Source organism: Micromonospora sp. NPDC051300, assembly GCF_044455315.1.
GTDB lineage: Bacteria > Actinomycetota > Actinomycetes > Mycobacteriales > Micromonosporaceae > Micromonospora > Micromonospora robiginosa.
Genome location: NZ_JBITEP010000014.1, coordinates 57,655 through 78,081, shown reverse-complemented (window position 1 = coordinate 78,081; position 20,427 = coordinate 57,655). Strand labels below are relative to the sequence as shown.

Sequence of the window (20,427 nt, the reverse complement as noted above, 5' to 3'; positions counted from 1 at the left end):
ATCAGTAGGCCGCCACGGCGGCCCGGCCGCGGGCCACCGGCGCCAGCTCGCGGGTGATCTCGCCGGTCGGCAGCTCCCGGGTGTGCTCCGGGCCGGCGAAGCCCACGATGGAGAGCGCCGCCTGCGGCTCGGCCACCGGGTGCAGCGCCGCGAACGCCTCCTCGCGCAGGCTCCGCGCCGCCGCCGCGGCCGTCTCGGCGGCCCGCCACGCGGCCTGCTCCCGCTCCGACGCGGCATGCTGGCGGGCGCGCAGATTGTCCCGCACCAGCCGGCGCAGCAGCAGTTCCTGCTCCACCGGGTGCCGGCTCGGGTCCCAGCCGCGCCCACCGAGGATGTCGCTGAGCTGCTGCACGGTGATCTCCTTGCGCCACTGGGCGTCCAGCGCCGCCCGGTGCAGCCAGCGCTCCCGGTCCGCGTACTCGGCCGGGGTCCGGGCGGTGCGGGGCAGCGGCAACGCCGCGGCGGCCGCCAGCCGCCGGACGTCCTCCTCCGCCGCCTGGCAGACGCGCCACGCCTCCTCGGCCTCGTCCTGGGCGGCGAGCCACTCGGTCCGGCTCCGCTCGGCGGTCACGGTCGCCCGGGACGCCGCCACGGCGACCTCGTCCGCGTAGCGGCGGCGCTCCCGGGCCTGCTCGCGCGACTGCTCGGCCAGGTCGATGCTGCTCGGCCGGGCGGCCTCGCTGATCCGTTCGCCGAACACCGAACGGAACCGGGTCGGGCGGACGATCAGCGCGGCGACCGCGATCGCCGCCAGGGCGAGCAGGGCCAGCCAGATCACGGCGGCGGCGGGCACGTCCGGCAGGACGGTGGAGAAGACGGTCTGCATCTGCGGCACCTCACGGTGGAACGAGTGTCGAGCAACGATGGGGCCCGGGCGGCGGGCGGTGTGCGCGGCGGGCGCGACGGGATGCGCGGCGGGGCGGCGACAGGAGGTCGCGCCGGGGCGTACCGGAAAGGTGGCCCGTCAGGCGCGCGGCGGCCCGCGTCGGGCGATGGCCGCCCGGGTCGGGTCGGTGACCGCCGGGACGGTGGCCGGCGCGGCCTCGACGTCACCGGTCGGGACGGCGACGGCCGGGCCGCCGGTCACCGGCGCGACGGCGGGGGCCGTGGTCGGCGCGACGGCGGTCGAGCCGGTGGTGAAGAACGCCCGGACCGGCGAGGCGTGCGTGCCGCCGGTGGTCGTCGGGGACGCCGCGCCGACGTCGACTGTCGCGACCGCCGCGGCGGGGCGCGTCGTCGCCACGGAGGCGTCGGCGGACGGTGCGGCCAGGCCCTGCAGGCCGGCGACAAGCGCGAGGGTGGCCACGGCGGTGCGGGTGATCCGACGCAGCATCGCCGTCCAGGTGGACGAGGCGATCGCTACGGGCAGCACCACATCAACCTATCGGTCAGCGGCCGATCCCGCAGCTTGACGATCTTGCCGGTTGCGTGAGCCGCCCCACGGATCGTTGTGGACGGACCAGGTATTCGCTCCCGGCAACGTCGGCGGATGCATCGACGGCGATGAGATTGTCGACAGTTTCCGGTAGGCGCGGCCGGGCACTGCTGCCCTCGACCCCCGACCACGAGGAGAAGCCATGGGAGCACGCCGCACCGCCACCGCGCTGGTCGCCGCGCTGACCGCCGCCACCGTCCTGGGCGCCACCCCCGCCCACGCCGCGACCGCCACGGTCGACACCGGGCCGCTGCGCCCGGTCGCCGACGTCGACGTCGACCGGTACGCCGGCGACTGGTACCAGGTCGCGGCGATCCCGCAGTGGTTCGAGATCCAGTGCTTCAAGAACGTCAAGGCCCGGTACGACGTCCAGCCCGACGGCACGGTCGGCGTGCGCAACACCTGCCGGACCATCGTCGGCACCACCAGCACCGTGACCGGGCGCGCCCGCAGCGAGAACCCGCCCGCCGACTCGGCGCTGACCGTCTCCTTCGTCAACCTCGGCGGCCGGTGGATCTACCTGGGCGGCCCGAACTACGTGGTGATCGGGCTCGACCCGGACTACCGCTGGGCGGTCGTCGGCGACCCGGACCGCAGCAGCGGCTTCGTGCTCTCCCGCGAGGCGGCGCTGGACCCGGCGCAGCTCGCCGACGTGAAGGCGACGCTCACCGACAACGGCTACGACCTCTGCGACTTCCGCACCACCCGGCAGGACGGCGGCGCCAGGGCCGGCGCGTTCTGCTGACCGACCCCGGCGACGACAACGGCGCGGCACCCGACATGGGTGCCGCGCCGTCGACGTCGAACCGGGTCAGTTGCCGCCGAGCACCGGCGGTGGCACGGCTCCGCCGTCGCCCCAGACCATCTCGTCCTCGGTGAGCCAGGTCAGCCGGCCCTCCGACTCGTCGTCGTCAGAGGTGCCACGCCCGCCCAGCACGCCGTTGCGGCCGGCCATCGCGGGACGCCCGGTGGCGCCGCCACGGCCGGTCGACCTGCCCTCCGCCCCGGCGGCCGCGCCCCGGCCGGAGGTGAGCCGCCCGGTGCCGGCCGCCGAGCGGCTCTCCGCGCCGGGCACGCCACCCAGCCGGGCCGAGGACGCCGCGTTGGGACCGGTGCCGGCGAGCGAGCCGGTGCTGAGCACGCCGGGGCCGCCGAAGAGACCGGCCCCGCCCCCGCCCGCCGTCAGCGTCGACGGGTTGCCGCCGCCCGGGCCGAAGCCCGCGCCGCCACCGACCGTCGGGACGCCCGTGGCGTTGGGCAGCGGGCCGGCGCCGGCCAGCGAGGTGCCGGTCGGGTCGACGGTGCCGCCGGTGGTGACCGAACCGGGGCCGCCGGCGCCGGTCTGGCTGCCCGGGTTGCCGCCGCCCGGGCCGCCGTCGCCAGGCGTGCCGCTGGTCGGGGCCGTGTGGTGCACGCCCGACGTGGTCGCGGTGCCGCTCGCCCCGGGACCGAAGCCGCCCAGGCCCGGGCCGGCCGACGGCGTCTTGACCGACGGGCCGTCGTGCAGCGTCGGGCCGCCGCGGTCGTTGTGGCCGGGCAACTCGCTCTCGGGCGGCTCCGGCACCACGATCCGGCCGTACGCCGAGAAGTCGTAACCCTCGGCCAGCTTCGCCACCACCTGCACCATCCGCTGGTGCGCCTTCTCCTGCTCGGCCTCGTCCTGCTGGTGGCCGATGATGCCGCCGATGACCGCGCCCGGCGCGCCACCGAGCAGGAAGCCCTTGCCGGCGCCGGAGAGCAGCTTGTCGTTGTCGTCGGTCTTCTCCGGGCTCTCCGCAGTGGTCTGGGCGGCGCGCAGGTCGCCGGCCATCATGTCGAGCGCCTGCCGGATGCCGGTCATGCCCTCGGCCAGGTTGCCGGCATAGCCGGAGACCATGGTGAGCCGGCGCTGGAACTCGCGCGCGGCGTCACCGGTCCAGGTCTTCGTCAGCCCGTCCAGGTCGGCGGCGAGGTCGCGGGTGAGGTCGTCGAGCGTGCCCTTGAGGGACGTCCACTGGGCGCTCAGGCCCTCGATCTGCGCCGGGTCGCCGGCGTTGACGCCCTGGTAGAGCTCCTCGTGGCTGACGTGCTGATAGCGCTGGGTGTATTCAGACACGAGGATCCTCCTTCGGCTGCTTCATCGCGTCGTTCAGCCCGGAGAGGGCGGCCGCGATGTCGGCCGCCGCGGCGGCGTTGCGGGCCTCGGCGGTCTTGTAGTTCGTCATGATCGTGTGAGTCGCCTCGCGGGCGGCCAGGACCGCCCGGCGCAGCCGGTCGACGTGGTCGACGTAGCTCTGGTGGATCTCGGAGTAGCGACGCGAGTTGTCGGTCGCGTCGGTGAACGTGCCGAGCGCGGGCGGCCGGCACTGCATCTCGGTGTTGAGCTTGCGCAGCACCGACTCCGCCTCGTGCAGACGCCGCTCAAGCCGCTTGTGGAAGTCCTCCAAGGACAGTACGTCCACTGTCGTGCGCCCGGTCATGGCTGAATCCCCGTTGTCATCGTCGAGAGCATCTGGAGCCACACTCAGGTTAGTCGAATCGCGCCAGCCCGGGCGACCCGTCACCACGCCGCTCCACTTCGGACCCCCCGTCGGTGGGTCAACCGCCCTGGACCTGGGCGGCTTCGCCCCCGGAGGTGGGCGGGGCGGTGCCCGCCGGCACCGCCCCCGCATCGAAGTACGCCAGTGCGTCGCCGCGCGCCAGGGTCGGCCCGGTCGGCACCAGCGCCAGCAGCGAGGCGGGCACCGCGACCGGCGTGACGTCGCCGTAGCCGAGCGCGCTCCGGGCGTCGCCGCCGTCGGTGCCGAGCGGGTAGCGGATCCCCTGCGCGGTGATCAGGTAGACCGTGGCGCCGGCCGCCGGCTTGCCGCTCTCACCGGCAGTGGCCTGCACCAGCACGCCCTTGCCGCCGGGCAGCAACACGCTCTCGGCGGTGCGGACCGCGTCCCGGTCGCCCTGCCGCGCCGGCACCGCGGTCGACGCGGTCAGATCCGCCGGCGGCGAGTCGAAGACCTCCAGCGTGGTGGTCGGCGGCTCACCGGCCGGACCGGACCGGTAGGTGGCGCAGAGCACCGTGCGCCCGGCCCGCACCTCGTGCAGCGTCGGCATCCGGGCCGGCAGCCCCTCCGGCTCCAGCCGCTGGTCGGTGTAGAGCCGGCCGGCCTCGTCCGGGGTGATGTCGATCGCCTCCCCGCCGCCGCCGAGCAGCAGCAGCGCGGTCACCTCACGGATCGTGGCCAGGCCCTGCCGGGTGAGGACGTAGTGCTGGCCGGCGGCCTGGTAGACCTGCCCGATCCGGGCCGGCCGGTCGCCCACGGTGAGCCCGCTCGGCCGGCCGTCGGAGTCGATCGTGGGCTTGCGCAGCACCGGGCCCACCGGCACCGCGTTGAGCAACTGCTGCCCGACGCCGAGGTTCGTCGCGCCGGTCATCCGCAACGCGGCGAGCGCCTGCTCGTCGCCGGCGATGCGCAGCCGTGCCCCGCCGGTGAGCAGGAAGTGGGCGTCGTTCGTGCGGACCAGCACGGCCTGGTCGGTGAGCGGCGTGCCGCCGGCCAGCGGCCGGTCGACGAGCAGCCGGGTGGTCGAGCGCTGCGGGTCGTTCGGGTCCGGCACGTCGCAGACCGACCAGGGGAGACCGACAAGCGACCTGCGGTCCGGCAGGTCGTCCGGCGCGCCCACGATGCCGACCATCCGGCCGCGCGGCCGGTCCTTGATCGACGCCTGGGACATGGTGCGGACCTCGGCCCCGGCGTCGTTGACCACGAGCCGGGCCGACGCGTAGTTGAGCGTCGGGTGCAGCACCTGGTCGTCGCCGAAGTAGTAGGTGGCGCCGGTCTCCCGCTCGATCACCACGGTGTTCGCCTCGAGCGGGGCGGAGTTGCTGGTGAGCTGCCCGTACGCGCCGACGCCGCCGAGCACCACGGCCGCCGCGAGGACGCTGCCGAACACCGCCATGCCGAGGCGGCGCATCGGCAGGTCGTTGGTCTCCGGGTCGCCGGAGAGCAGCGCGGAGACGATGCGGCGGGTGACGAAGCGGTACGCCTGCACCTGATCGCGGCGGGTCCGCATGACTAACCTCCGGCGGGGGTGGGTCCGCGACGATCAGGTCCGAACAGCGTCGCGGGCTTCCCTACGATAAGGGGCCGTCGGGGGTGCGCCGGACCCCGTCCACCTCGCGACGACGCACCCGCCGGCGGATGCCCAGGATGTCCAGAAGGGACGCTCACCGATGACGCAGCTCCAGGCGCCACCCGGTCGTACGGCCACCGCCCCCGCCGCCGCGCCGGCGGACCGGCCGGTCACCCCGGCCGACAAGCGCCGGCGCGGGCGGCTCGGCCCGGTCGTCGTCGGCCAGCTCGTCGTGGTCGAGTGCGCCGCGCTCGCCGTCTGGTTCGCCACCGCCGGCCCGGTCTGGGTGCTCGCCACCGTCGCGACGCCGGCGCTGCTGGCGGTGGGGGCGGCGTTCGCCCGCCGGGGCGGCCGCTGGTGGTACGAGGACCTGATGCTCCGCCGCCGGCTGCGTCGTCGCCGGGAGCGGGCCCGGGGCGCGGTGCCCGGCGGCGACCCCCGGCTGGCCGCGCTCGCCCCCGAGCTGACCGTGGTGGAGCTGACCGAGCGCGGCACCCGGCTCGGCATCGGCCAGGACGACCGCGGCTGGTTCGCCGCGGTGGCGCTGACCGGCCGGCCCGGCGCGCCCGCCGGATCGATCGAGGCGGCGACCGTCGACCGGGCGCTCGCGGTGCTCGCCGACTTCGCCGGCCCGGTCACCCAGACCCAGGTCGTCTCGCACACCCTCGTCTGGTACCCCGCGCCCGGCGCGCCGCCCGCGGCGCACCGCACGGTGTGGGTGGCGCTGCGCCTGTCGGTGGGCGACGCCCGCACCGAGACGGTGACCCGCGGCGGCGGCGTGCGCGGCGTGCACCGGACGGTGGCGGCCGGGGTGGGCCGGCTCGGCAAGGCGCTCAACGCGGCCGGGCTCGCCCACCGGGTGCTCGGCCGCGACGAGCTGCACGCGGCGGTGGTCTCCGGCGCCGGGCTGGACCTGGCCCCGGAGTCGCCGACGGAGACCTGGACCAGCCTGCGCGGCGGCGGCTGGACGCAGCGCTGCCTGGCGCTGCGGCTGCGCCCCACCGGCTCGCTGGGCGCGCTGGTGGACGCGGTCACCTCCACCTCCGCGCCGTCGCACACGGTCGCCGCGGTGGTGCTCCCCGGTGGCCGGCGGATCCCGCCGCTGCTGCGGGTGGCGGCCATGGACGGGCACGCCGAGGCGCTGGTGAAGGTCGTGCGCGAGACGGCCCGGCGGGCCGGTGTGCCGGCCCGCCCGCTGGACGGCCAGCACGGCCCCGGCGTCTACGCCACCGCGCCGGTCGGCACCGCGATGGGCACCGTCACGGTCGAAGGTTGACGATCCAGCCGTACAGGCCGCAGACCCAGACGGCCAGCGGCACCAGCGCGATGATCAGCAGGATCTCGACGATGTCCAGGGTGCGGCCCCAGACCGGGGAGATCCGCTTGCCGGCCACGGTCAGGCCGTAGACCAGGCTGATCACCGCCACCACGGTCAGGCCGCCCAGGATCAGCCCCAGCCGGACCGCCAGCGACCCGGCCCCGAACACCGTCCAGGCGGTCAGCCCCAGGCCGACGGTGCCGGCGAGCAGCACCGGGACGCGCTGGCCCCGGCCGAGGAACGGGCGGGCCCGCAGCAGCGACAGCAGCGCCAGCACCAGGCAGAGCAGGACCGCCGGCAGCCGGCCGTCGACGGCGAGCACCACCTCGCCGCCGAGCACCAGCAGCGAGACCGTCCAGAGCAGGCCGGTGAGGAACGCGTCGGCGCGCTCGCTGTTGCGCAGCACCGACGGCCCGTCCACCGACTCGGTGTCGGTCTTCAGGTCCTCCGGTCCGGTGGGGATCGACGGCACCGGCAGCCGGGCGAGGCGGTAGGCGAGCATCGGCAGCGCCGGCAGCGCGCCGAACGCCACCGCCGCCACCACCGCCGCCGACGCGGCCGCGTCGATGCCGAACGCCAGGCTGAGCACCGCGCCGAAGCCGACCGCCGCGCCCACGCCGACGGCGCCGAGGAAGAGCGGCAGCCGGTCGCCGACGGCGAGCGCGGCGAGCGCGGCGAAGAGCACCACAGCGGTGCCGGCGAGCAGCACGTGCGGGCTGGCCAGCCCGCCGAGCGGCCGGTCCCCGGCGAGCACCAGCAGGCCGCCGACCCCCGCATAGCCGACCCCGACCAGGGCCAGCACCGCACCGGTGCGGCTGTCGCCGGCGGCCCGGGACAGCACCGCGGCGCCGACCAGCAGGGCGACCGCGACCACCAGCGCGGCCACCGCGCCGGGCAGGTGCGGCGGGCCGGTGAACAGCGCCGCGACCGCGCCGGCGGCAAGCGCCGTCGAGGCGAGGAGGACCGCGTACGCCCGGGTGGTGCCCACCTGCCACGCGCCGGCCCGCTGGGTGGTGGAGGTCGCCACGGCGTCCACCACGTCGTCGAAGACGATCTCGGGGGCGGTGGCGGCGCGGGGGTTGAAGTAGAGCACCTCGCCGTCGCGGACCCCGAGCTGCGCGGCGGTGCGACCGCCGTCGAGCGGCTGCCCGCCCAGCCGGGACAGGCTCCACCCGCCGTGCCGCACACCCTCGTCGGCGAGGTCCTCCCCGGCGTAGCGCAGCAACGTCGGCAGCAGGTCGGCCAGCGGCACGTCGGACGGCAACGCCAGATCCATCCTGGTGCGCGGCGCCACGATGGTGATCCGGCTCAACCCGCCGGTCGCCGTCTTCGTCGCCACAGTGGCCTCCTCGTGCTCGCCTACGCTCCACCCGGCCGTCGGCGTCGCCCCCACGGGTCCACGACGCCTCCGGGAGATTACCTACGATGGCGGTCGCACAGGTTGCCCACCCGACGCTCGCCGCCGGTGGCAGACCTTCTGGGGAGGGGAGAGCCGTGAGTACGGTGGTGTTCCGCCGACTGCCGCGTCAACCGGGGCCGGCGCTGCCACGCGGCGAGGTGCTGCTGGAGTCCCCGCCCGAGCTGCCGGAGCCGCAGGCCAAGGGCATGGGGCAGGTGCTGATGATCCTGCCGATGCTCTGCGGCGTCGGCGCGATGGCCTTCCTCTACGCCGGCCGGGGCGGCGGCATGATGACCTATGTGGCCGGTGGCCTGTTCGGCGTGTCGATGCTGGGCATGGCGCTCGGCACGCTCGGCAACGGCGGCAACGACAAGGCCGAGCTGAACGCCCAGCGGCGCGACTACATGCGCTACCTGGCGCAGATGCGCAAGCGCACCCGGCGGGCGGCCGAGCAGCAGCGCGCCGCGATGACCTGGCGGCACCCGGAGCCGGACGCGCTCTGGTCGATCGCCGCCTCGCGCCGGCTGTGGGAGCGGCGGATCACCGAGGACGACTTCGGCGAGGTGCGGATCGCGCTCGGCCCGCAGCGGCTGGCGGTGGAGATCGTGCCGCCGGAGACCAAGCCTGTCGAGGACCTGGAGCCGATGAGCGCGATCGCGCTGCGCCGGTTCGTCCGGGCCCACTCCAGCGTGCCGGAGCTGCCGACCGCGCTGTCGCTGCGCGCGTTCAGCCGGATCGCGCTGCGCGGCGACCGGGACGCGGTGCTCGACCTGGCCCGGGCCGCGCTGGGCCAGTTGGTCACCTTCCACGCGCCGGAGGACCTGCTGGTGGTCGTGGTGGCCGCGCCGGACCGGCAACCGGCCTGGGACTGGGTCAAGTGGCTGCCGCACGCCCAGCACCCGGGGCGGACGGACGCGGCCGGCGCGCGCCGGATGGTCTTCGCCGGGCTCGGCGAGGCGGAGTCGGCGCTCGCCAACGAGCTGGGCGGGCGTCCCCGGTTCGCCCCCGAGGCGAAGCCGCTCACCACCGCGCCGCACGTGGTGGTGGTGCTCGACGGCGGCGAGGTCTCGGCCACCTGCGCGCTGACCGGGCCGGGGCTGCTCGGCACGACGGTGGTGGACCTGTCCGGCGCGGTGCCGCGCGACGCCGGCCGCTGGCTGCTCTGCCTGGACGCGGGGGACGGCAGCGGCCTCGACCTGGTGCGGGGCGCCACGTCGTCGCGGCTGGGTCGGCCGGACCGGCTGACCCTGACCGCGGCCGAGGGGCTGGCCCGGCAGATCGCCCCGTTCCGGCTCTCCCAGCAGCAGGGCGCCAGCACCGACGAGCCGCTGGCCCGCAGCATGGAGCTGCCCGACCTGCTCGGCGTCGGCGACGCGGCCACCGTGGACACCCGGCAGACGTGGCGCCCGCGCAGCCAGCGGGACCGGCTGCGGATCCCGCTCGGCCTGGGGCCGGACGGCAACGTGGTCGAGTTGGACTTCAAGGAGTCCGCGCACGAGGGCATGGGCCCGCACGGCCTGGTCATCGGCGCGACCGGCTCCGGCAAGAGCGAGCTGCTGCGGACCGTGGTGGGCGCGCTGGCGGTGACGCACTCCTCGGAGGAGCTGAACTTCGTCCTGGTCGACTTCAAGGGTGGCGCCACGTTCGCCTCGCTGGACGCGTTGCCGCACACCAGTGCGGTGATCACCAACCTGTCGGACGAGCTGCCGCTCGTCGACCGGATGCGCGACGCGCTGGCCGGCGAGATGAACCGCCGGCAGGAGGTGCTGCGGGCGGCCGGCAACTACGTCTCCCGCTACGACTACGAGAAGGCGCGGGCGGCCGGCGAGCCGCTGGAGCCGATGCCGAGCCTGCTCATCATCTGTGACGAGTTCTCCGAGCTGTTGGCCGCCAAGCCGGACTTCATCGACCTGTTCGTGATGATCGGCCGGCTCGGCCGGTCGCTCGGCGTGCACCTGCTGCTCGCCTCGCAGCGCCTGGAGGAGGGCAAGCTGCGCGGGCTGGACACGCACCTGTCGTACCGGATCGGCCTGCGCACCTTCTCGGCGGTGGAGAGCCGGATCGTGCTCGGCGTGCCTGACGCGTACGAGCTGCCCAGCGCGCCGGGCCACGGCTACCTGAAGACCGACACGGCAACCATGCTGCGATTCCGCGCCGCCTACGTCTCCGGCCCGTACCGGGCGCCGGGGCAGGTGCAGCGCTCGACGCGGGCGCAGGTGCAGCGTCGGATCGTGCCGTACGGCATCGACTACGTGCCGGTGCCGGCGCTGCCCACGCCGACGGAGGCCACCCCGGAGCCGGACCAGGCCGGCGACGGCAAGGCGCAGTCCATGTTGGACGTGCTGATCGGGCAGCTCAAGGGCCGGGGTCGGCCGGCGCACCAGGTCTGGCTGCCGCCGCTGGCCGAGCCGTCCGGGCTGGCCGAGCTGCTGCCGCCGTTGAGCGTGCACCCGACGTTCGGCCTGACCACCGCCGACTGGCCGGGTCGTGGCCGGTTGGCGGTCCCGGTGGGCATCGTGGACCGGCCGTACGAGCAGCGCCGGGACCCGATGATGGTCGACCTCGCCGGGGCCGGCGGCAACGTGGTGATCGTGGGCGCCTCGCTGAGCGGCAAGAGCACCATGCTGCGGTCGATGCTTGCCTCGCTGGCGCTCACCCACACCCCCCGCGAGGTGCAATTCTTCTGCCTCGACTTCGGCGGTGGCGCGCTGCGCAGCCTGGACGGGTTGCCGCACACCGCCGGGGTGGCCGGCCGGCGGGACGTCGAGGCGGTCCGGCGGACCGTGGCCGAGGTGGTCGCCGTGATCGACGAGCGGGAGACCCGGTTCACCCAGCACGGCATCGACTCGGTGGCCAGCTACCGGCGGCGGCGGGCGGCCGGGGAGTTCGCCGACGACCCGTTCGGCGACGTCTTCCTCGTGGTGGACGGCTGGAACACCCTGCGCCAGGAGTACGAGGAACTGGAGCAGACCATCACCAACCTGGCCAACCGGGGCCTGGGTTTCGGCGTGCACGTGGTGATCACGGCGGTGCGCTGGGCGGAGATCCGGATCAACATGCGGGACCTGCTCGGCACCAAGCTGGAGCTGCGGCTCGGCGACCCGTCCGAGTCGGAGATCGACAGGCGGGCCGCGCAGAACGTGCCGGTCGGCGCGCCCGGCCGTGGTCTGACCCGGGACAAGCTGCACTTCCTGACCGCGATCTCGCGGATCGACGGCAAGCGCGACATCGAGGACCTGACCGAGGCGTCGGTCGCGCTGGCCGGGCACGTGGCGACGAACTGGCCGGGCCGGCCGGCGCCGAAGGTGCGGCTGCTGCCGCGCCGGCTCACGGTCGGCGAGCTGGCCCGGGTGGTCGACCGGGCGGCGCCGGGCATCCCGGTCGGGGTGAACGAGTCGGCGCTCGCCCCGGTCTACCTGGACCTGGCGAGCGAGCCGCACCTGACCGTCTTCGGTGACGCCGAGTGCGGCAAGACCAACCTGCTGCGGCTGATCGCCCGGGGCATCGCCGAGCGCTACACGCCGGCGCAGGCGCGGCTGGTCATCGCCGACTACCGCCGGGGCCTGCTGGGCGCGGTCGAGGGCGACCACCTGCTCGACTACGCCCCGTCCAACCAGGTGTTCAGCCAGGGCCTCGGGTCGATCCGCAGCGCCCTGCAGAACCGGCTGCCGGGCCCGGACGTGACCACCGCGCAACTGCGCGACCGGAGCTGGTGGAAGGGGCCGGAGCTCTACATCCTGGTGGACGACTACGACCTGGTCGCCTCCGGCGGCAACAACCCGCTCAGCGCGCTGCACGAGCTGCTGCCCCAGGCGCGGGACATCGGCCTGCACCTGATCGTCACGCGGCGGGTGGGTGGCGTGGCCCGGGCCCTCTACGAGCCGGTGCTGCAACGCCTGCGCGAGCTGGACTCGCCGGGCCTGCTGATGTCCGGCAGCCGGGAGGAGGGCGCGGTCTTCGGCAACCTGCGGCCCAGCCCGCAGCCGCCGGGGCGGGGCACGCTGGTCCGGCGGCGCGACGGCCAGCAGCTGATCCAGACCGCGTGGACCGAGCCGAGCTGATCCCGGGGGGCACCGTCCAACTCGTACGGTCCGGGTCGGATCGCGTTGTCCTGTCGGAATTCGACGATGGGACGGCAGGGCTGCGCGGGTTGGACGTCGTCCGCTACGGTTCGGATGAAGTGTCCGTCGGTGGGGTGTGTTCGCCTGCCGCGGGGGAGGGGCGCGGCGGATCCGCCGCCACAAGATGACGGAAGGGTGTGAAGCATGGCGTTCGAGGTCACTGCAGCGAGTCTGCACACCGCCGCGAGTGACGTGCGGTCCACGCGCAGCGATGTCGACGGCGAGCTCAAGAAGCTGTGGAACGTGGTCGACGACCTGGCCATGGCCTGGAAGGGTCAGGCCTCCACGGGCTTCCAGAGCCTGATGAATCGCTGGAACGAGGACACGGCCAAGCTGCTGACCGCGATGGACAACATCGCGGACCTGCTTGACAAGTCCGGCACGACCCACCAGGTCAACGACGAAGAGCAGCAGCAGATGCTGGACAAGTTCCACGCTGCGCTCAACCCGTGATCCGCGTAGACAGGCAGAGGAGGAATCGATGAGCATCAAGGTTGACTACGCTGTCCTCGAAAGCAGCAACCAGCAGATGCAGGCCATCTCGCGGACCATCGACGAGAAGCTGGACACGCTGCGGGCCATGCTGACGAAGCTGGAGTGGGAGGGCCAGGACCGGGCCGCCTACCAGCAGCACCAAGCCCAGTGGGACGCCGCCGTCCGGGACATCAACAAGGTCCTGAACGAGATCGGCGGCGCGGTGGGTGTCGCCCGCGAGAACTACATGACCACGGAGATGAGCAACTCCAAGGTCTGGGGCAACTGACCCTCGACCGGTCCACCGCGGCTCCGCTCCGGCTCGCGCCGGGCGGGGCCGCGATGCGTTTCCGGCGGGGTGTCCGCCCGTCGCGCGGTCAGGCGTCCTGCGGCACGTCGCGCCGGCCGGGCCGCCAGCCGCGCCGCCGCCCGCGCACCAGGATCGGCCGCAGCGCCAGCAGGACGCCGGCCAGCAGCGCGCCGACGACGGCGACCCAGATCGCGACCGTACGCTGCCAGTCCAGCGGGTCGGTGTGCGGCGCGGGCGCCGGCATCGCGCCCAGCGGCGGGTCCGTCCGCGTGCCCAGCAGGCCGGTCACCGCCCGGTAGGGATTGACCATCCCGTAGCCGACCTGGGCGTTGTGCCCGTCGGGCGGGTTGTCGGCGGTGCGGGTCAGCCGGTAGGCCACCTCCTCCGGGCTGATGTCCGGGTGGGCGGCCCGCACCAGCGCGGCGGCGCCGGAGACGTACGCGGTGGCGAAGCTCGTCCCGCCCTGCGGCTCGGCGCGGTAGCCGGCTCCCTGCGGCGCGGGACCGACGATGTCCAGGCCGGGGCCGGCGATGTCCACGTAGTCGGCGCTGACCGAGCTGCCGACGTGACCGCCCTGCTCGTCGATGCCGGCGACCGCGACGACACCCGGGTAGGCCGCCGGATAGGCCGGCCGGTCCTCCCGGTTCTCCTGCCGGTTGCCGGCGGAGGCGACAAGCACCACGCCCTTGCCGAGCGCGTAGTCGACCGCCGACTTCAGCGCCGGGTCGTCCAGCGTGACCAGGGACAGGTTGATCACGTCGGCGTCGTGGTCGACAGCCCAGCGGATGGCCCGCCCGATCTCGCCCGGCACGTCCGGGTCGAGGTTCTCCTTGTTCTCGGCGAGCACCCGCAGCGGCAGGATCCGGGCCTCCGGGGCGATGCCGCTGTACGGCGAGCCGGTGCCCTCCCGGCCGGCGATGATGCCCGCCACCATGGTGCCGTGGCCGACCAGGTCGCACTGCCCCTTGAGGTGGACGAGCTGGTTGAAGTCCTCGCCGGGCAGCACCCGGCCGCGCAGCAGCGGGTGGCTCGGTGAGACGCCGGAGTCGACGACCGCGACCGTGACGCCCGCGCCCCTGCCGACCCGCCAGGCGGCGGCCGGGTCGAGCCGGCTCAGCGCCCAGGGCGTCTCGGTGGGGGCGGGACCGCCGGTGGGCCCGCAGGCCGGGGCCGCCCGGGCGGGCGAGGGCACCGCCAGCGCGCCACCGAGCAGCATCGTGGCCGCCGCTCCGGAGAGGACGGACCTGATCCGGTGCCCGGTGGGGACCCGCCCCGTCGTCCCGTCCGGCCGCAAGCTGTCGCGCACGCGCTGAGATTACCGTCGCGCGCGCGGTCGCGCGGGCACGGGCGGGCCCTCGGCGGTCACGGCTCGGTGGTGTCCGCGACCGGCTCGGCGGCGAAGAGGTCGAGCAGCGCGCCCACCTGCTGGTCGGCCTCGGCCGGGTGCCGGAAGCGGCCGCTGGGGTTGATCGTGTATTCGTTGCGGCGACCCACCCGGGTGCGGTGGAGGTAGCCGCCGCTCTCCAGGTCGGCCACGATGGCCTGGGCCGCCCGCTCGGTGACGCCCACCTCGTCGGCGACGTCCCGCAGGCGCGCGGTGGGGTTGCGCGCGATGGCCAGCAGGACGTGGCCGTGGTTGGTGAGGAAGGTCCAGTTGCGGCGGCTACCGTCCTCGGATGGTGTGGTCGCCATGGTGGTCATCGTATGGCGTCGGTGGCCCGGACTCCGACCCGGCGCGGGGTGGAACGGTGACGTATGAAATGCGGATCACGAAATCTTGACGTGGTGTCGGTCGCGTGTGACGGTGGGTCGCGAGGCCGACACCGCCGCCGGCCGGCCTGGTCGTGCCCTGTGAGGACGAGGTGAGCAGCGATGATCCCGACCACCCCCGACGAGGCACTCGCCGAACTGCGGGCCGGTAACCAGCGGTTCGTCACCGGTGTGCCGCAGCATCCGAATCAGGACGCCGGGCGTCGGGCCGCGGTCGCCGACGGCCAGCACCCGTTCGCGGTGATCGTCGGCTGCTCCGACTCCCGCCTCGCCGCCGAGATCATCTTCGACCAGGGTCTCGGCGACCTCTTCGTGGTACGCACCGCCGGCCACACCGCCGGCCCGGAGGTGCTCGGCAGCGTGGAGTACGCGGTCACCGTGCTCGGCACGCCGCTCGTGGTGGTGCTCGGCCACGACTCGTGCGGCGCGGTGCAGGCGGCCCGCGAGGCGGTCCGCACCGGCTCCGCCCCGGCCGGACACCTGGGCGCGGTGGTGGACGCCGTCTCGCCCAGCCTGCTGCGCGCCGCCCGGGAGGGGATCGAGGACCTTGACGGCATCGTCGACGTCCACATCGCGCAGATCGTGGAGACGCTGCTGGCCCGGTCGACGGTGCTCGCCGAGCGGGTGGCCGGCGGCGCGTGCGCGGTGGTCGGCATGTCGTACCGGCTCAGCGGTGGCGGGGTGCGGACGGTGGCGCAGTCCCCGGACCCGCTGCCCGCCCCGGCCGCGCCGGTGGACCCGGCGCTCGCCGGCTGAGCCACGCCCGGAAAGCCGGAAGGGGCCGCCCGCGGGCGGCCCCTTCTCCGTGTGTCCGTCGCGTCAGAGCAGCGACATGTGCACGTGGTCGGTGTGGTTGGACGGTCCGCTGTAGGAACTCCAACCCGTGGCCGGGAACCAGATCTGCCGGTTCCAGATCACGTAGTAGATGCCGAGCCGGTCCGCGTTGCGGATGAGGAAGGCGGCGACCTCGTTGCCGTACCTGCGGGTGTCGTTGTTGTGCCACGGCGAGAAGCCGCTGTTCTGCAGGGACCAGTCGCAGGCCTTGCCCTTGGGGTGCTCCCAGGGCCCGCCCGGTCGGTAGCAACCCACGAAGCGGTTGAAGCCGGCGCGCTTGACCTCCTTGTACGCGTGCAGCGTGCGCGGCGTGACGCAGCCGGAGGTGGTCGGGTCGTCCTCGCTGCACGACTCCGACTTCCAGCCGCCGTCGGCGGTCCGGCCGGGGCCGATCTTGGCGACCGGCGAGGTGGCCGAGACCAGACCGCCGGTGAAGCCCAGGCCGCCGACCAGCTTCAGCGCCTTCTGTGCCTCGGTCCGCTCGCGGGCCATCGCGTTCGTCTGCTTCTCCTGCTCGCGCACCTCGGCGTCGGCGGCGATCTTGGCCTGCTCGGCGCGGTTCCTGGCGTCGTTGACGGCGGCGAGCCGCTGCGCGTTGAAGAGGTTCAGCTCGTCCAGGGCGCTGGCACGCTCGACGAACGAGTCGGGCGACCGGCTCTCCAGCAGCATGGCCATCGCGCCCATCCGGCCGGTCCGGTAGGACTGCGCGGCGATCTGGTTGACCTGCGGGCTGAGCGCCGCCAGCTCGGCCTCCGCCGCCGCCTTCTCGGCCGCCAGCCGCTTCTGGCGCTGCTGCGACGTGGTGAGCTTCGACTTGGCCTGCAGGTAGTTCCGGTTGGCGGAGTCGATCGCCTCGGTGATGAGCGGTGGCTCGTCGTCCTCCGAGTGCCCGGAGGGCTTGGGGGCGGCGGCGTGCGGGGCGGCCGTCGCCGCGGTCGGCCCGACCAGCACGGCGAGCGCGGCGAGCACGGCCACCACGGGTGTCGACCAGCGGCGCAGGGGTGCCGTCACAGTGTTCCCTTCCGTCGACCGCCGACCGGGTTAGCTGACGGGTTCGGGACGGAAGTGGCCCCTACCGCTCGCGCGGATTCACCCCATGTACCTGGTTCCCCGGTTCGCCCGGAGGCGATTGGGCGGCGGCACCGCAGGCGCCGGTGCGCGCCTTCGGCGGTGACCGGGGGCGAGGTTACCCGAGATCCCGACCGGGGATCTACGTCCGGAAGCCGACCAATCGCGAGATTTCGACATTGCCCAGCGTGAGCCGTGTCGCGTTTGACGTCGGTCGTCACGCTGCGGAGTGTCACCATGCGGCCTCCGTACTCCTCGGGCCGGCGGAGCGTCCGCCGCCGAGCGCCTCCAACGCCTCGTCCCGCCCGGCCGGCGGCCGGCCGGGGTCCGCCTCGCGGCGACCGGCGGTGGTGACCACCGCGGCCAGCGCGGTGGTCAGCGGCACGGCGGCGATCAGGCCGAGCGTGGCGACCGCGCTGCGGACGATCTCCTGGGCGAGGAACTCGCTGGTCAGGATCTGGCTCACCGGCCGGGAGTCGGCGACCAGCAGGAGCAGCAGCGGCAGCGAGGCGCCCGCGTACGCGAGGACGATGGTGTTCACGGTGGACGCGATGTGCGCCCGGCCGACCCGGGTGGCCGCCCGGTAGAGCTGCCGTCGGGACAGCCCCGGGTTGGCGCGGGCCAGCTCGGTGACGGTCGCCGACTGGGTGACCGTGACGTCGTCCAGCACGCCCAGCGAGCCGATGATGATGCCGGCCAGCAGCAGCCCGTGCAGGTCCACGTCGCCCTGGAACATGGACAGCGTGGTGGCGTCCTCGCTGCCGAAGCCGGTCAGGTGGGTGGCGCCGGTGGCCAGCGTGCCGAGCACGCCGGTGACCACCAGGCTGCCGAGCGTGCCGAGCACCGCCACCGAGGTCTGCGCGCTGATCCCGTGGGTCAGGTAGAGCACCACGAACATGATCAGCGCGGCGCCGACGATCGCCACCGGCAGCGGGGAGCGGCCGGCGCCGATCCCGGGCAGCACGAAGCCGAGCAGGATGGCGAAGCTGGCCACCAGCCCGCCGAGCGCGGCCAGCCCGCGCCAGCGGCCGAACGCGACGATCGCGGCGGCGAAGAGCGCCACGAGCCACACCAGCGGCGTGCCGCGCTGGTGCTCGGCGATGTTGTAGACCTTCACCGTCGGGTCGGCCGGGTCGGTCAGCTCGACCAGGATGACCTTGTCGCCGACCTCGACCCGGGGCGCGCCGGGTCCGGCGGGGACCGGCGTCTCGACCTGCCGGCCCGCGTCCGGGCCCTGCTCGGCGGCGACGGTCACGGTGCCGCAGGGGCCGTCCTCGCCGGTCGGCGACTCCGGGGTGGGCGGGCAGGGCTCGGTCACCACCCGGGTCACCGTGCCCTGGTGGCGCGGCACGTCGGGGCCGCCTGTCGGTTCCGGGCCCTGCCGGGGCCAGAGCGCCAGCGCCGCGATCACGGTGAGCACGAAGAGCGGCACCACTGTGGCGAGGAGCAGCCGGCGTACGCGCGGCGGCGCGGGGGCGGGACGGCTGTGGTCGGCGCCCACGGCGTCTCCCAACTGTTCACGGCGCGACCCGGTCACCGGTCCGGCCGGTGCGGGCGCGTGCGGACCACGCCCGGTCGTCGCCGGGCCATGGTAGCCAGGCCGGCCGTGCCGCCCGGTGGGCCGCCGTCGGGCATCCGGTGGCCGGCGGTCAGCTCAGCGCGGCGCGCCGCCGCCGGTAGTCGTCCTCGTCGATCTCGCCGCGCGCTTACCGCTCGTCGAGGATGCGCCGGGCGGCGCCCGGCGTCGCGGCGCCCGCGCCGGTCAGCCTGACCGCCAGCCAGACCAGCCCGGCCAGCACCCCGAGGGTCAGCAGGGGCCAGAGCCACATCCCGCCCATCATCGGGCCCGACCACATCATCGCGCCGCCTCCGTCCGTCCGGGCGGGTCGGCCCGACGCCGACCCGGTCGCCACCTCGACGGTACGTCCGCAGCCGGCCGGCGGAGCCGGGCCACGCGGCTCGTCTTCCGGGTCGGAAGTCCTGGTCAGCCGCGCTTCATGAGGCGGCCGACGGCGGCCATCATCTCGGTCGCCATCTCGTCGGCCCGGCCCTCGGCGGCGCCCTCGTGCATGCAGTGCCGGGCGTGGCCGTCGAGCAGGCCCAGGGCCACCTTGTCCAGCGCGGCCTGGATGGCCGAGATCTGGGTCAGCACGTCGATGCAGTAGCGGTCGTCCTCGACCATCTTCTCGATGCCGCGGACCTGGCCCTCGACGCGACGGAGCCGGGCGAGGAGCTGGTCCTTGCTGGCGGTGTAGCCCCGGGTCGGGGTGGTCGGCGTGGTCATACGTCGAGGATAGCGTACCCCTCGGGGGTATGCTAACGTTCGCGTTGTACCCCCAGGGGGTATTCGAATGGAGGGCGAGATGGACACCACCTACCAGGTGAACGGCATGACCTGCGGCCACTGCGTCAACGCCGTCAGCACCGAGCTGACCGCGCTGCCCGGCGTCACCGACGTCCAGGTCGACCTGGCCACCGGCCGGGTCACCGTCACCAGCGAGGGCCCGCTGGACGACACCGCGGTACGCGCCGCCGTCGACGAGGCCGGCTACGACCTCGCCGAGGCGTGACGGGCCCACCGATCCGTCAACCGGAGGAGGCACCATGAACACGGCGACGAAGCTGAGCGGCTTCGCCCTCGGCCTCGCGGCGATGTTCGGCGGGGCGTTCGGGATCGGTCACCTGACCGGTCCCGTCGCCCCGGCCGCCGAGACCAGCCACGACACCACCGACACCGACCACGGGGCCGGCGCCGCCGGGCACGGCGACACGGGCGCGACCGACGCGGCGCACCTGCCCGGCGGGCTGCTCGTCTCGGAGCGCGGCTACACGTTCCAGCCGGTCGCCGCCCCGACCGGCGAGTTCGCGTTCCGGATCACCGGACCGGACGGCCGGCCGGTCACCCGCTACGAGGTGGCCCACGACAAGCGCATGCACCTGATCGTCGCCCGGCGTGACCTGTCCGGCTTCCGCCACGTCCACCCCGACCTGGCCGACGACGGCACCTGGCGGGTCGCCTCGCCGCTCGCCGGGCCGGGTGTGTGGCGGGCGTTCGCCGACTTCACCCCCACCGGCGGCGCGGCGCTGACGCTCGGCGTCGACGTCACCGTGCCCGGCGCGCTCGCCACCCGGCCGCTGCCCGCGCCGGCCACCAGCGCCACCGTCGACGGCTACACCGTCACGCTCGCCGGCACGCCGGAGCCGGGCCGCACCAGCCGCCTCACGCTCACCGTCAGCCGGGACGGCCGCCCGGTCACCGACCTGCAGCCCCACCTCGGGGCGTACGGGCACCTGGTGGCGCTGCGCCAGGGCGACCTGGCCTACCTGCACGTGCACCCGGAGGGGGAACCCGGCGACGGGCGGACCCCGGCCGGACCGGCGGTCACGTTCGCCGCCGAGGTGCCCTCGGCCGGGGCGTACCGTCTCTACCTGGACTTCCGGCACGGCGACACGGTGCACACCGCCGAGTTCACCGTCCTGGCCGGCGACCAGACCGCGCCCGCGCCCACCGCGCCGGCGACCACCACCGCACCGACCCCGGACGCCGAACACGGCACCCCGGGGCACGGGCACAGTTGATCCGGGAGGTGC

The 20,427-nt window shown here is 74.7% G+C and carries 20 protein-coding genes and 1 riboswitch; of the genes, 8 read left to right on the top strand and 12 right to left on the bottom strand.

What is annotated here, in order from left to right; translation table 11 throughout:
• Position 1 precedes the first annotated feature (1 nt).
• The gene (locus ACIA5A_RS17535) at positions 2-826 is read right to left on the bottom strand and encodes a hypothetical protein (protein ID WP_396762891.1); all 825 of its coding nucleotides are present in this window, start codon (positions 824-826) and stop codon (positions 2-4) included.
• Between the two features lie 138 nt (positions 827-964).
• The gene (locus tag ACIA5A_RS17530; protein ID WP_396762882.1) at positions 965-1,372 is read right to left on the bottom strand and encodes a hypothetical protein; all 408 of its coding nucleotides are present in this window, start codon (positions 1,370-1,372) and stop codon (positions 965-967) included.
• A gap of 205 nt (positions 1,373-1,577) precedes the next feature.
• Between ACIA5A_RS17530 and ACIA5A_RS17525 the strand changes: the two genes are divergently transcribed.
• Positions 1,578-2,180, top strand: coding sequence for a lipocalin family protein (locus ACIA5A_RS17525; protein ID WP_396762879.1), 603 nt, complete (start codon positions 1,578-1,580; stop codon positions 2,178-2,180).
• 66 nt (positions 2,181-2,246) lie between these two features.
• Here the strand turns inward: ACIA5A_RS17525 and ACIA5A_RS17520 are convergent, their stop codons facing one another.
• From ACIA5A_RS17520 to eccB, 3 genes are all read right to left on the bottom strand, one after another.
• Positions 2,247-3,530, bottom strand: a complete 1,284-nt coding sequence (locus ACIA5A_RS17520; RefSeq protein ID WP_396762876.1) for a WXG100 family type VII secretion target — start codon at positions 3,528-3,530, stop codon at positions 2,247-2,249.
• A complete protein-coding gene (locus ACIA5A_RS17515) occupies positions 3,523-3,894 on the bottom strand; it encodes a hypothetical protein (protein WP_396762874.1) in 372 nt (123 codons plus the stop codon). Before ACIA5A_RS17515 ends, ACIA5A_RS17520 begins: the two co-directional genes overlap by 8 nt.
• 118 nt (positions 3,895-4,012) lie before the next feature.
• On the bottom strand, positions 4,013-5,482 hold the full coding sequence (eccB, locus tag ACIA5A_RS17510; RefSeq protein ID WP_396762872.1) for a type VII secretion protein EccB: 1,470 nt from the start codon (positions 5,480-5,482) through the stop codon (positions 4,013-4,015).
• Between the two features lie 160 nt (positions 5,483-5,642).
• Here eccB and ACIA5A_RS17505 point away from each other — a divergent pair, with 160 nt between their 5' ends.
• Positions 5,643-6,818, top strand: a complete 1,176-nt coding sequence (locus tag ACIA5A_RS17505; RefSeq protein ID WP_396762870.1) for a type VII secretion protein EccE — start codon at positions 5,643-5,645, stop codon at positions 6,816-6,818.
• Here the strand turns inward: ACIA5A_RS17505 and eccD are convergent.
• Positions 6,802-8,199 carry a type VII secretion integral membrane protein EccD gene (gene eccD, locus ACIA5A_RS17500; RefSeq protein ID WP_396762868.1) on the bottom strand — a complete coding sequence of 466 codons (1,398 nt, stop codon included), beginning with the start codon at positions 8,197-8,199 and terminating at the stop codon, positions 6,802-6,804. The genes ACIA5A_RS17505 and eccD overlap by 17 nt on opposite strands.
• Before the next feature lie 155 nt (positions 8,200-8,354).
• Here eccD and eccCa point away from each other — a divergent pair, with 155 nt between their 5' ends.
• The 3 genes from eccCa (at position 8,355) to ACIA5A_RS17485 (ending at position 13,143) form a co-directional block, all read left to right on the top strand.
• Positions 8,355-12,320 carry a type VII secretion protein EccCa gene (gene eccCa / locus ACIA5A_RS17495; protein WP_396762865.1) on the top strand — a complete coding sequence of 1,322 codons (3,966 nt, stop codon included), beginning with the start codon at positions 8,355-8,357 and terminating at the stop codon, positions 12,318-12,320.
• Positions 12,321-12,524: 204 nt separating this feature from the next.
• A complete protein-coding gene (locus ACIA5A_RS17490) occupies positions 12,525-12,833 on the top strand; it encodes a WXG100 family type VII secretion target (RefSeq protein WP_396762862.1) in 309 nt (102 codons plus the stop codon).
• 28 nt (positions 12,834-12,861) lie between these two features.
• Entirely contained in the window at positions 12,862-13,143 is a 282-nt protein-coding gene (locus ACIA5A_RS17485) for a WXG100 family type VII secretion target (RefSeq protein ID WP_396762859.1), read from the top strand.
• Positions 13,144-13,231: 88 nt separating this feature from the next.
• On the opposite strand, the gene mycP is transcribed toward ACIA5A_RS17485, so the two are convergent.
• Both mycP and ACIA5A_RS17475 read right to left on the bottom strand, forming a co-directional pair.
• Positions 13,232-14,470 (bottom strand): type VII secretion-associated serine protease mycosin, encoded by a 1,239-nt coding sequence (gene mycP / locus ACIA5A_RS17480; RefSeq protein WP_396762856.1) that lies wholly within the window; start codon positions 14,468-14,470, stop codon positions 13,232-13,234.
• A 56-nt stretch (positions 14,471-14,526) separates the two neighbouring features.
• Positions 14,527-14,865, bottom strand: coding sequence for a helix-turn-helix transcriptional regulator (locus ACIA5A_RS17475; RefSeq protein ID WP_396762853.1), 339 nt, complete (start codon positions 14,863-14,865; stop codon positions 14,527-14,529).
• Between the two features lie 171 nt (positions 14,866-15,036).
• On the opposite strand from ACIA5A_RS17475, the gene ACIA5A_RS17470 reads away from it, so the two are divergent.
• Complete coding sequence (locus ACIA5A_RS17470) at positions 15,037-15,690, top strand: carbonic anhydrase (RefSeq protein ID WP_396762850.1); 654 nt, start codon at positions 15,037-15,039, stop codon at positions 15,688-15,690.
• A gap of 63 nt (positions 15,691-15,753) precedes the next feature.
• Here the strand turns inward: ACIA5A_RS17470 and ACIA5A_RS17465 are convergent, their stop codons facing one another.
• The 4 genes from ACIA5A_RS17465 to ACIA5A_RS17450 all read right to left on the bottom strand — a co-directional run bounded on the left by ACIA5A_RS17465 (position 15,754) and on the right by ACIA5A_RS17450 (position 19,120).
• Positions 15,754-16,779, bottom strand: a complete 1,026-nt coding sequence (locus ACIA5A_RS17465; RefSeq protein ID WP_396762846.1) for a coiled-coil domain-containing protein — start codon at positions 16,777-16,779, stop codon at positions 15,754-15,756.
• Between the two features lie 4 nt (positions 16,780-16,783).
• Positions 16,784-16,914: riboswitch (cyclic di-AMP (ydaO/yuaA leader) on the bottom strand.
• A gap of 154 nt (positions 16,915-17,068) precedes the next feature.
• A complete protein-coding gene (locus ACIA5A_RS17460; RefSeq protein ID WP_396762844.1) occupies positions 17,069-18,337 on the bottom strand; it encodes a YibE/F family protein in 1,269 nt (422 codons plus the stop codon).
• A gap of 205 nt (positions 18,338-18,542) precedes the next feature.
• A complete protein-coding gene (locus tag ACIA5A_RS17455) occupies positions 18,543-18,665 on the bottom strand; it encodes a hypothetical protein (RefSeq protein ID WP_396762842.1) in 123 nt (40 codons plus the stop codon).
• Between the two features lie 155 nt (positions 18,666-18,820).
• On the bottom strand, positions 18,821-19,120 hold the full coding sequence (locus ACIA5A_RS17450) for a metal-sensitive transcriptional regulator (RefSeq protein ID WP_396762839.1): 300 nt from the start codon (positions 19,118-19,120) through the stop codon (positions 18,821-18,823).
• Between the two features lie 79 nt (positions 19,121-19,199).
• Between ACIA5A_RS17450 and ACIA5A_RS17445 the strand changes: the two genes are divergently transcribed.
• Positions 19,200-19,406, top strand: a complete 207-nt coding sequence (locus ACIA5A_RS17445; RefSeq protein ID WP_396762836.1) for a heavy-metal-associated domain-containing protein — start codon at positions 19,200-19,202, stop codon at positions 19,404-19,406.
• Between the two features lie 34 nt (positions 19,407-19,440).
• Positions 19,441-20,415, top strand: a complete 975-nt coding sequence (locus ACIA5A_RS17440) for a hypothetical protein (protein ID WP_396762833.1) — start codon at positions 19,441-19,443, stop codon at positions 20,413-20,415.
• Positions 20,416-20,427 lie beyond the last annotated feature (12 nt).